Origin of the sequence: Candidatus Chryseopegocella kryptomonas (assembly GCF_001536065.1) — a bacterium.
GTDB lineage: Bacteria > Bacteroidota > Ignavibacteria > Kryptoniales > Kryptoniaceae > Kryptonium > Kryptonium kryptomonas.
Map to the genome: position 1 here is coordinate 1 of NZ_CZVW01000036.1, position 11,390 is coordinate 11,390.

The 11,390-nt window shown below is 35.5% G+C and carries 8 protein-coding genes and 1 pseudogene; 3 read left to right on the plus strand and 6 right to left on the minus strand.

Going from position 1 to position 11,390, the window contains the following annotated elements; genetic code table 11:
• Positions 1–124: 124 nt before the first annotated feature.
• Genes alaS through AWW83_RS09505 form a run of 3 tightly spaced genes read left to right on the plus strand, consistent with a single transcriptional unit; the run spans position 125 to position 3,417 of the window.
• Positions 125–2,005, plus strand: a complete 1,881-nt coding sequence (gene alaS, locus AWW83_RS09495) for an alanine--tRNA ligase (RefSeq protein ID WP_092351135.1) — start codon at positions 125–127, stop codon at positions 2,003–2,005.
• 13 nt (positions 2,006–2,018) lie between these two features.
• Positions 2,019–2,813, plus strand: a complete 795-nt coding sequence (locus tag AWW83_RS09500) for a phosphoglycerol geranylgeranyltransferase (protein ID WP_234697303.1) — start codon at positions 2,019–2,021, stop codon at positions 2,811–2,813.
• A gap of 10 nt (positions 2,814–2,823) precedes the next feature.
• Positions 2,824–3,417 carry a D-sedoheptulose-7-phosphate isomerase gene (locus AWW83_RS09505; RefSeq protein ID WP_092351136.1) on the plus strand — a complete coding sequence of 198 codons (594 nt, stop codon included), beginning with the start codon at positions 2,824–2,826 and terminating at the stop codon, positions 3,415–3,417.
• Here AWW83_RS09505 and AWW83_RS09510 read toward each other — a convergent pair.
• The 6 genes and pseudogenes from AWW83_RS09510 to lysS form a co-directional block, all read right to left on the minus strand.
• Positions 3,414–5,276, minus strand: coding sequence for a helix-hairpin-helix domain-containing protein (locus AWW83_RS09510; protein WP_092351137.1), 1,863 nt, complete (start codon positions 5,274–5,276; stop codon positions 3,414–3,416). The two genes, AWW83_RS09505 and AWW83_RS09510, sit on opposite strands and share 4 nt — an antisense overlap.
• On the minus strand, positions 5,273–6,079 hold the full coding sequence (locus AWW83_RS09515; RefSeq protein ID WP_143713965.1) for a PorV/PorQ family protein: 807 nt from the start codon (positions 6,077–6,079) through the stop codon (positions 5,273–5,275). Before AWW83_RS09515 ends, AWW83_RS09510 begins: the two co-directional genes overlap by 4 nt.
• Before the next feature lie 19 nt (positions 6,080–6,098).
• Positions 6,099–6,848, minus strand: coding sequence for a sulfite exporter TauE/SafE family protein (locus AWW83_RS09520; RefSeq protein WP_092351139.1), 750 nt, complete (start codon positions 6,846–6,848; stop codon positions 6,099–6,101).
• A 7-nt stretch (positions 6,849–6,855) separates the two neighbouring features.
• Positions 6,856–7,725, minus strand: a complete 870-nt coding sequence (locus AWW83_RS09525; RefSeq protein WP_092351140.1) for a DUF2279 domain-containing protein — start codon at positions 7,723–7,725, stop codon at positions 6,856–6,858.
• Positions 7,726–7,738: 13 nt separating this feature from the next.
• Positions 7,739–9,874 carry an alpha-amylase/4-alpha-glucanotransferase domain-containing protein gene (locus AWW83_RS09530; RefSeq protein ID WP_159421170.1) on the minus strand — a complete coding sequence of 712 codons (2,136 nt, stop codon included), beginning with the start codon at positions 9,872–9,874 and terminating at the stop codon, positions 7,739–7,741.
• A gap of 25 nt (positions 9,875–9,899) precedes the next feature.
• Positions 9,900–11,375: pseudogene (lysS, locus tag AWW83_RS09535) on the minus strand (lysine--tRNA ligase).
• Between the last annotated feature and the right edge of the window lie 15 nt (positions 11,376–11,390).

The window sequence follows — 11,390 nt, forward strand, 5'->3', positions numbered from 1 at the left end:
TTGAGCGTGGGGTTGAACTTGTCTTAAAAAGGCGAAACGCAACTATAAGACAGGCTGATTTGAAAAAGTTTGATGAAGAGGGCAAAAAAGTTAAAGAAATTTACAACAACGCGTTGAGCAAAAATTGACGGGCAAAGAATATACCGGCGATAAAAATCAAGTTGCTATGCGTGTCATAGCTGACCATATAAGAATGCTTACATTTGCGATAACCGACGGGGCAATTCCATCAAATGAAGGCAGAGGTTATGTGTTAAGAAGAATTTTAAGAAGAGCGTCAAGATATGCAAGAAATCTTGATATGCATGAACCGTTTATTTATAAACTCGTTGATAAAGTCGTTGAAGTTATGGGCGAAGCCTATCCAGAAATTGAGCCGAAAAAAGAACATGTTAAAGATGTGATCAAAACAGAAGAAGAAAACTTCAATCAAACGCTTGACAGAGGAATTGAGATATTTGAAGATGTGATATCAAAACTTGAAAAGAAAGGCGTTAAAGTTTTTCCAGGTGAAGAAGCATTTAAACTTTACGATACTTATGGATTTCCGATTGATCTTACAAACTTGATGGCTCAGGAAAGGGGCTTCGTAGTTGATCTTGAAGGATTTGAGAAATTGATGAATGAACAAAGAGAAAGATCAAGAGAAGCAACGAAAAAAATTTTTACCGAAGGAAAAATTAGTATCGCTGATAAAATTGAAGTTCTATTAAGAAAGGGCGATGTTATTAAAACAGAATTTGATCCCGACCTGAAACAGTATGAAATTGAAGTAAACGACGAATCCAACAAAGTGATTTTACTTTCAAGCGATGATGAAAATATTAATCAAATTGTCTTCTCAAAGCGAACAATTTTTTACCCTGAATCTGGTGGACAGGTTGGAGATACAGGAAAATTAATTTATCCAGATGGGGAAATTGAAATTCTTGACACTCAAAGAATTGACGATTTGATCGTTCATTTCATTCCGAAGATTCCGAAAGATAGCAAAAAAGCAAAAGAGATTGAATCATTCATAAAAAGCGGTGGCAAATTTATAGCAAAAATTGATGTTGACAGAAGAAAATCTGTAATGAAAAATCACTCCGCAACTCATCTTTTACACTCCGCATTGAGAAAAGTTCTCGGGACACATGTTCAGCAAGCTGGCTCGCTCGTTGCCCCAGATAGATTGAGATTTGACTTTACACATCCGAAAAAACTCAGCAAAGAAGAAATTGAAATGGTTGAACATCTTGTTAATGATGTCATATTTGAAGACATTGAGCTTGTGAAGGAATATAAGCCGTTAAAGCAGGCACTTGAAGAGGGTGCGCTTGCATTTTTCGGAGATAAATATGGAGACATCGTGCGAACCGTAAGAATTGGAGATTTCAGTTATGAGCTTTGCGGTGGAACTCATCTTGATAGAACTATTGAAACGGGATACTTCAAAATAATTTATGAGGGAAGCATAGCAAGCGGTGTGAGAAGAGTTGAGGCGATTACAGGAAAAGCGCTTGAAAAATACATCAAGGAAAAGGAGGAAGAGATACAGCGTTTGAATGAAAAAATTGACACAATAATTGAAGAGAAACAAAATCTTGAAAAGGAGCTTGAACGCATAAGATTGAAGATCGTGGCGGATGAAATTGACAAAGCTGTTAATTCAAAAGATGTGTTAAGAATTGATGGTTTCAAAGTTGTTTCGTTGAAGGTTGAAGCAAGAAACATTGAGGAAATGAAAAGATTTGGAGACATTTTGCGAAGCAAAATTGGAAGTGGCGTTGGGCTTCTTGCAAGCGTGATTGATGATAAAATAAACTTTGTCTGCGTTGTCACGGATGATCTTGTCAAAGAAAGAAAGCTTGATGCTGGAAAAATAGTTCGTGATGTTGCTAAAATTACCGGAGGTGGCGGTGGTGGAAGACCGAACATCGCAACAGCTGGTGGAAAAGATGTTTCAAAACTTGACGAAGCAATTCAAAACTTCCCGAAGATAGTTCGTGAAAATTTACAATAAAACGAGGGCAAATTTGGTAAAAAATTTACAATCAATAAGGGGAGTTTCTTCTGGAAAAGTTTATGAATCTCTCTTGAACGAGATAAGCCAGAAGAGCTCCCTTTACTTTATCTTGATTGACCCAGACAAAGCAAATTCAAATTTAACAAAACTAATTCGCACCGCCACAGATTGCGGAGTTGATGGCTTTTTCATTGGAAGCAGTGTCCTACTCTCTGAAAAATTTGAAAAATGTGTTAAGTCAGTAAAACAAAATACCGATAGACCCGTTATAATTTTCCCCGGAAGCATTTATCAAATTTCAAAATTTGCAGATGCAATTCTTTTTTTGTCTGTTTTAACAAGCACAAACACGGAATATATTGTTGGACAGCAAACTTTAGCTGCTCCGATAATTTTAAATTACGGGATTGAGCCAATTTCAACAGCATATCTTTTAATTGAATCTGGCAAAACAACTTCCGCCGTCTTCATAAGTCAAAGCAAACCCATACCCCGCGACAAACCAGACATCGCTCTTGCTTACGCTTTAACAGCACAATTTCTTGGGATGAAGCTCATTTACTTTGAAGCTGGAAGCGGTGCAGATAATTCTGTTCCAGCGGAGATAATAAAGTATGTGAAAAATTTTGTTAAGATCCCGCTTGTCATAGGTGGTGGAATTAGAACGCCTGAAACCGCATTTGAAAAATCAGAAGCAGGTGCAGATATAATTGTAACAGGCAACATACTTGAAGACACATCGGAGAAAAACTTGAAGAGTTTAATTTCGGACTTTGTAGACGCAATTCACAAAAATAAAAAATAAAGCGCAAAAAATGGATAAGGTCAAATTCATAGAAAACTCACTTCTTGAAAGCGCACAGATAAAGCAAAAAATTTTTTCCGAATGCACGGAGCAAATTTTAAAAGCAGTTGATCTCATATCAAATGCTTTCAGAAGTGGGAAAAAACTTTTACTCTGTGGAAATGGTGGAAGTGCAGCGGATTCACAACACATTGCAACTGAATTTGTCATAAGATTAAACCCCAAAATTAAAAGACCAGGCTTGCCAGCAATTGCAATCACAACAGACACATCAAACTTAACAGCCGGAGGCAACGACATCGGCTTTGAAAATACATTCGCAAGAACTGTTGAAGCTCTCGGAAATCCCGGAGATGTGTTAATAGGGATCAGCACAAGTGGAAATTCTGAAAATGTTATTCGTGCGATAAAAACTGCAAAAGAAAAAGGAATGTTCGTAATTGGCTTTCTCGGTCGTGATGGTGGAAGAATGAAAGAACTTTGCGACATTGCCATAATTGTTCCATCAAATAATACGCAACGAATTCAGGAGGGACACATTACAATTGGACATATCATAAGCGAACTCGTTGAAATTGAGCTTTATGGAGAACCTAAAGATTAAAATTTTATCCCAAGCTGAACACCGAGCAAATTTCTGACGCTTGAATTTTCAACCAAAAATGTCTCCGAATACTTAAACTGAAACGATAAAATTTTCCCATAATTAAGTTTCAAAACAAAATACCATCTCAAACCTTTTCCATAAAGAGGTATAAGCGAAACGACACCATCAATGTCATCTTCATAAACATAAACCCTTGAAAAGTATGAGTCACTTCTAAAATAAGCAACACGCCCATAAAACTTTAAAAACTTGAACGCTTCAAACTTAACACCCTGATAAATCAAAAATCCACTCTCAAAATCATTCAAACTTCTTTTCACCCATTCAATCCTGCTTCTAAACACAACTTTCCCGAATTTGTTCTCAACTTCAAATCTTAAATTTCTCCTTCTCTCAACACCTTCACCCAAATTTTCTCTTCCAAACTCATCTTGAACTTTAATTCCACGAATAATTGACTTCTCTCGCACCATCAATTTTAATTCAACATTTCTTGAAACACTAAAACTCGCCTCAATCCTGTAATCCGTCCCATTTCTTGCGTCATCAATTTCAAATTTAGGAAACTTAAAAACATCGTAATATCCCGAAACCCTGAATTTACCTGTTCTGAATTTAACACCCGAATAAAAACCCTCTTCATTCCATGCTTCCCCGTATCTTTCACCAAAAACATTTCCGTTGATAGTCGCAAAATTGGGATTCAAATTCCGATATTGAAACACTAAATCAAGATTTTTGAATGAAAAATTTATTCCCGAAACAACGCTGAAATGTAAAGTTTTTGCAGAAGCAATCTCGCCGAAGAAATTTAAATTTTTGAAGTAAAAATTATATCCAAATCCACTGTAAAATCTCGCAATCCCAAAAGGTCTTGAAATTTCACGAGAAAAATCACGGTTGAACTTTTCAAAGTAATTCAAAAATTCAATTGAAAAATTTTGCCTACCAAAACTCAAAATCATACCGTAAAGATTTCTCAAAGTTTGAACTTTTTCACTCGGATTTAAACCAGAAAAATCAATTGAGCGAACAAGCCCAGATGAATCAATCGTTGATGGTAACTTTGTGGTTGAATAAAAAAGTGTTAATTCAAAATTTTTAAACTTTGAATTCAACCCAAATCCAAACATCGGCTTGACTTCATCGGTTGAAGCATAGGAAGAAAGATAATTTTCAAAATCTCTTACGACTGGAACAATTGCATCTGAACCTTTGCCAAGTGAAATTGGTCTCCAAAGTAAAATCCCCTGCCCAAATTGTATCGTGTAATTCCCCAAAACAACTTTTCTGAAAAAGCCCGAACTTTTATATTCAATGTAAAAATGCGTCAAATCATTAAGTTTTCTCTCATCATAATCTTTCTCAAACACAAATCCAGCGGAAAAATTTAAAAATGTTGAACGAAAAAGTTGGTAAGTTTTATAATTCTCTGCAAAATTTTCATCTAAACTTGCGATGTTGTTTTTGCTTAAAACTCGTGTCCTTGCTTGAAGCGATAACTTTGGCTTCTGAATGTATCCGTTTCTGTAAAGAAAAACTTTGATCAAATCATCAACATCTGGAATTTCAAAAACTTGCTCACGTTTTTTAAATCCGCCAATTTTTTCTCTGTAAGATATTATCTTCAAAGCGATTTCTCTGGTTATGAAAGGAATTTCGGTAAGATCATCAACGCTTGCCCTGTTAAGTTCTATTCTAACAAATTCAAGTTGTTCAATTATATCGTCAATTTGTGAATCACTTTCAATGTCTTCAAAAAATTCACTTTCAACATTTTCAAGCGTATCGGGGATGATATCTTGACAAACTGCGATTGATGAAGTTATGATAAAAATTAAAAGAAGTTTTTTCATTCACCTTTCCCCAACTTTGCTGAAAAAGTAAATTGATGTGTTAAGCCCAACGATTGATGTTGATTGATTGAATAATCAACTTGGAACAAAAAAATTTTCAAACCGAAACCACCTGAATACTGAACTGGATAATTCATAAATCCCACCCTAATAAAAAGAAAATTTTCAACAGCATACTCAACTCCGTATTTAAAACTTTCTTTGAAATAAATTTCTTTATCAACTTGTGCCGATATTAGCAAATTTTCATAAGGTAAAATTGCAACACCAAAATCAAATTCTTTTGGCAAACCCTCTCTTGCTTGACCGAGTTTTGTTGCAACCATGTTTTTCAAAGCGAAACCAAACTTTAAGAATTTCAACGGATTTGAAAGAAACCCCAAATCCACGCTAAATGCACCTGCACTTCCATAATTCTTAATTGAAACGAGATTATAGTTCAAGTTAACACCGATATCAAAGAGATTAAAATTTTTCGCAATGGACAATTTAAACGCCGTCTCTTTGTAAAGCGAGAAGCCAAAAATCTGCACACCTGCTCCAAACTTAACAGGTAAAGATGGCTCAAAATAAGCGATCGCTTTCTTTGAAAGTTCGGGGATTTCAAATTGAGCCGGAATGTATGAGATTGAAATTTCCCTATCTTTCAGGTTTGATATTCCAGCCGGATTATAAAAAATAGTCCAAACATCATTTGAAACAGCAATATAACTTTTCAATGCAAAGGATCTTGCTCCGATATTTTCACCTGCGAAAACAGTGGTTGAAAAAAAGAAGATCAAAAATAAAAATCTTAACATCATAAAAATCCAGAAGTGATTTTTAAATTTCCCTGATGAAAAAATAAAATGCGAACAATGTAAGAAAAACGCCATACGCACTTTCAAGAAGATCATTTTTCAATTTCACAGCAACTCTTGCGCTCAAATTCGCAAAAGGAATTGCTGTTAAAGAAAGAATTAAGAAAAGTTTTAAATCAATGTGTCCAAGAATAAAATGAGTCAAAGCCCCGGGGATAGCGAAAAAAGAAACGACGAAAAGAGATGTTCCAAAAGCAGTTTTAATGTTCATTTTAAAAGCCCACACATACAACGGCACAAGCATTATCCCACCGCCATTTGCGAGGAAACCGGAGAAAAAGCCAATTAAACTTAAAAGCATAATTGCCCATAACTTTACACTTTCAATTTCTTGATAAGATTTATCCATCAGCATTTTTCTTCTGAACATAAATGTAAATCCAACCACAAAAACAAAAATCGCAGTTGCAATCATTAAAAACTTCCAGCTAAAAAATTTCGTGATATAAGCTCCGAAGATAACAAAAGGCAAACCTGAAATTATACTCAACTTCGCAATTTTAAAATTTATCAAGCGTTTTTTGTAATAAACCAAAGATGCAGATATTGAGGATGGAATAACTGTTAATAAAGGAGTTGCAAGAGCAAAAAGCGGTTTGACATCAGCAAAAGTTCTCAAAATTGGTGTTGCAATGCTACTTCCACCAAGCCCGAAAAATCCCGATAAAATTCCAATTATAACGCCTGACAAAATTTCTTTAAAAATTAACATTGCACTTCTAAACCCTTTTTGAAAAGAAAAAACCAAAGAATGCAAATCTTGGCGTCAATCTTATAGCAGGTGCTGGAAGATGGATGTAGTTTAGATTTTTCTTTATAAATTTCCAAAGCCATCCATCGCCCGGAAGTTTTTCAAGGTCATAATCAAGTGAAATGTAAAATTCTCTTTGTCCCCCACCTCTTCCGTCAAGATTTCTGACGCCGTAGCCAATCGCAATGTTTAAAAAATCAGGATAAAATTTTTCTATCTTTTCAGGAAGAAAATTGTTAAGCGATATAGAAAGCCACATCGTTTGACCTTCGTGATCGTCAATAAAAATTTTCTTAACACCCGTTTTAAGTTGCGTTGTTGGGATATAACTCCATTTAAAATTGAAATTTCTAAAAAAAGGGACATAATGTTGAACAACTGGATACCACGCACCGAGTATATCTGCTCCCGCATCACCTGGGCTAAATCCCCAATCAGTTGCAAAACCATCTTCAAATTCAACATATAGTCCGAAAACAGTTCCAAGCAAAGCACCGTAAATCATCGCCTTTTTTTCATCAATCCCAGCCCATTTAAGCGAGCCAGAAAAAAGATTTGAAATCAAAGTCGCACCGTAAAAATGACCTATTTTGTCAATGTTAAGTGCGTATTCCCAATCATTGACTATATGAAACGACCTTCTCTGCCCGCTCCACCAAGCGTGCTGTTGATAAACATGAATGACCGCTATCGTTCCCATTGTCCCAGCACCAACGAGCGCAAGTTTCGTGTAATTTACTTTACTTTGTGAATGTGAAGATGAATCAGCATCAGCACAAATGAGTTTAAAATTGAAAAGCAAAATGAGAGAAAAAACTTTAAAAAATCTTGCAAGCAATTTTTTAACTAATTTATTTTTTCAAAATCCTAAACGAATTGTTAATTTCTACGCTCCACTCTTTACTGAGCTTTATATTCCAGTGCAAAAGTATAACTGAACCTTGATAAACTCTCTCAAATCCAGCTTCTGAAAGAGAAACCGACTCAATCGGAAATCTCCACACATTTGCAAACTTACTCAAATAGAAATTCATATCAAGCCCAAGCCATTCATCTACAATCCCAAACGAAACAACATCTTCAACCTCACCCATGCTTTTCAACTTTTTATCTTCAATATCCCGTCCAACGAAATAAAAATATCTATCCTCCGAATCAGGTGCAAGGAAATTACACGCAAACTCAACTCCAAACCACAAATCAAGCATTTTATCTTCAAGATTTTCAAGTTTATATTGAATTGTAATCTCGTTTAAACTCTTTTCAAGTTTTATCACCTTTTCAAGCCGAATCTTGCATCTTTCACCATCAACCCAAACATTGCCAACTCTTGAAAGAATAACTTCAAATTTACTTCTATTAAAGTTCGTTTTAACATTGTAAGGTTGATTAACGAAATCACCTTGTTCGGGATATTTGCATTGATAAAAATTCTCAAGCGTTGTCCCTTCACCAAGGAAATGATCAATCAAACTTCCTCGCCTATACCAGTCGTAATGCAAAAACTTTTCAAGCCCTTCCTCTTTTGCAGTTAACATATCGTGTATGCTTGCCACACCTTGATTGTTTGGATTATTTCTTTCATTCGCAAGTTGAAGTAATTTCTGATGATAACCTTCTTTTCTGCGTGTCATCACATCAGTTATGTTAAATTCAACTGGCTTAAAATCAAGTTCAAAAATTTGTCCCCCATAGTTTGGATTGATGTAAATGTTAAAATTTGGCGACTCAATGATCAATTCTTCCTTTCCATCTCTGTCAAAATCTGTAAATTCGTATTTCAAAAGTTTTTTATTCTCAACTCTGTCAAGTTCATTTTCTGCGCTTATCAAATTTCTATACGCTGATGATCTCAAATTTGTAAGATAAAGTCCGCCAAAGATTCCGTGCCAGTATGGATCGTTGCATTGCGCAGACCATATTTTATCAAGTGCTTTGCTTACATCTTTCCCTTTTGATTGAAGTTTCCTTGCTCGTTCAGAGACACGCAACATTTTTTTGTGAAGGTTATTCGCTTCTGGATACTTAACAAGAAAATTTCTCCAAAATCCGCCTCTGAAAAATCTTGAATACTGCTCATACATTCCTTCTTCCTTCAAATGCTCTTCAAGTTTTTCATAATCAAGATAAGCATCTGCTGGCAAAGCCCAATGCATCATCTCTGCGTAAGATGCGTTTGGAAGGTAAATTCTTCCAATTGGTTTTATCTTCTCAATTACCTCTGAAAAGTGCAGTATGTTTATCCAATCGCTGTTTTCCTCAAGTGCTGTTAAAAATTCCTCAAGCCATCCATCTTCATAGACATGTTTGTAAGTATTAGGCCAGACGCCAAACTTTTCACCGTCATCTGCATAAACTATCACCCTGTCTCCTTCCTCCGTTGCAATTTCTTTTAAATAATCAATCGTCTTTTCAACAGGTTGAAAAGGTATCGTATATCTCAACATTTTGCTTATCGGGAAGATGTTAACGGTATACCCCTGCTCTTCTGTGATGTAATACCCAAGAAGTTGCTCTCCGCTTAATCCAGCGTATCTAAAATGCGTATCGTCAATTATAACATATTTTACACCAGCCATTGAAATGAACTTAACAATGTGTTGTTCCCAAACTCTCTCCGCAAGCCACATTCCAACAGGGACTTTCCCAAAATGTTTCTCTATGAAATCGGAAAGTTTCTTTATCTGATCAAGTTTATCTTGATCAGGTATAACCGCAAGAATTGGCTCATAAAAACCACCTGTTATAAGTTCAATCTGACCTCTATCAACAAGAATTTTCAATTCATCAATAAATTCTGGATGTTTTTCCATAATCCATTGAAACAAAATCCCTGTGTAATGTTGAGCAAGTTTAACCTTTGGATGTTTTGCAAGTATTTCAATAAATGGCTTATAAGCGACATTATATGCGTGTTCAAACACGAAATCAAAATTTCCAACGGGTTGATGATTGTGAATTCCGAGAACAAGATTAATTTTTTTCACCTTCAAATTCAAATTTTGTTTTCAACTATTTTTCAGGACGCATGTGCGGGAAAAGAATTACATCTCGTATGGTTTTTTGATTTGTCAATATCATAACAAGTCGGTCAATCCCTATTCCAAGTCCCGCTGTTGGTGGCATACCGTATTCAAGCGCACGAATGAAATCTTCATCTATCGTCATCGCCTCTTCATCTCCACGAGCACGAAGTCGTGCCTGCTCCTCAAACCTCAATCTTTGATCAATCGGATCGTTCAACTCGCTAAAAGCATTGCAAACTTCCATCCCGCAAATTATAACTTCAAATCTTTCAACAAGTCGTGGATTATTCCTGTGCCTTTTCGCAAGTGGAGACATCTCAATTGGATAATCAATGACAAATGTCGGTTGAATTAAATTCGGTTGCACTAATTCAGAAAAAATTTCATCAATTATTTTGCCAACGCCAATTTTGTTTGAAACATCAACATTTAATCTCTTTGCAATCGCACGAAGTTCATCCTCCGTTTTATCCTCAAGATTTTCACCAGTATATTGCTTCAAAAGTTCAAACATCGGAACTCTTCTCCAAGGCGGGGTCAAGTCAATTTCATTTTCCCCGAACTTTATCTTTGATGCCCCATTTACACGAACGCAAACATTGTAAATCAAATTCTCTGTAAATTCCATCATCCAGTTGTAATCTTTATATGCGACATAAAGTTCAAGCATTGTGAATTCGGGATTGTGCATCCTATCCATTCCCTCATTTCTAAAATCTTTCCCAATTTCATAAACACCATCAAAACCACCAACGATTAATCTTTTCAAATAAAGTTCATCTGCAATTCTCAAATAAAAATCCATATCAAGTGCATTGTGATGCGTGATGAATGGTCTTGCGGTTGCACCACCATAAACTGGTTGAAGAATTGGCGTTTCAACTTCAATGAAACCATGAGAATCAAGAATTTCTCTAATTGTGCTAATTATCTTCGCACGCTTTATAAAAACTTGCCTCACATCTGGATTTACAATTAAATCAACATATCTTTGTCTGTATCTCATCTCTTTATCTGTGAACGGATCATAAACGATTCTATTTCCACGCTCATCAATTTTTTCTTTCACAACAGGCAAAGGTCGGATCGCCTTCGCAAGAACTTGATAATCTTCAACTTTAACAGTGATCTCGCCCGTCTTCGTTCTGAAAACTTCGCCTTTAACTCCAATTATATCGCCAATATCAAGAAGTTTCAAAATGTCATACTTATCCCCGAGAATATCTTTTTTGAAGTAAATCTGGATTTTACCTTTTGAATCCTGAATGTGTGAAAAAGTTGCCTTCCCCATCCTTCGTATTGACATAATTCTCCCAGCAATTGAAACATTCATCGGCGGGGCTTCAACTTTTTAATTTTTAAAAAATTTCTTTTAATAAACAATTAAAGGAAATTCATAAAGATAAGGATTGATGCCGGGTTTTTTCAACACTTCAAATTCTTCCAATCGTCTTTTCATCAACTGGTTAAATTCTTT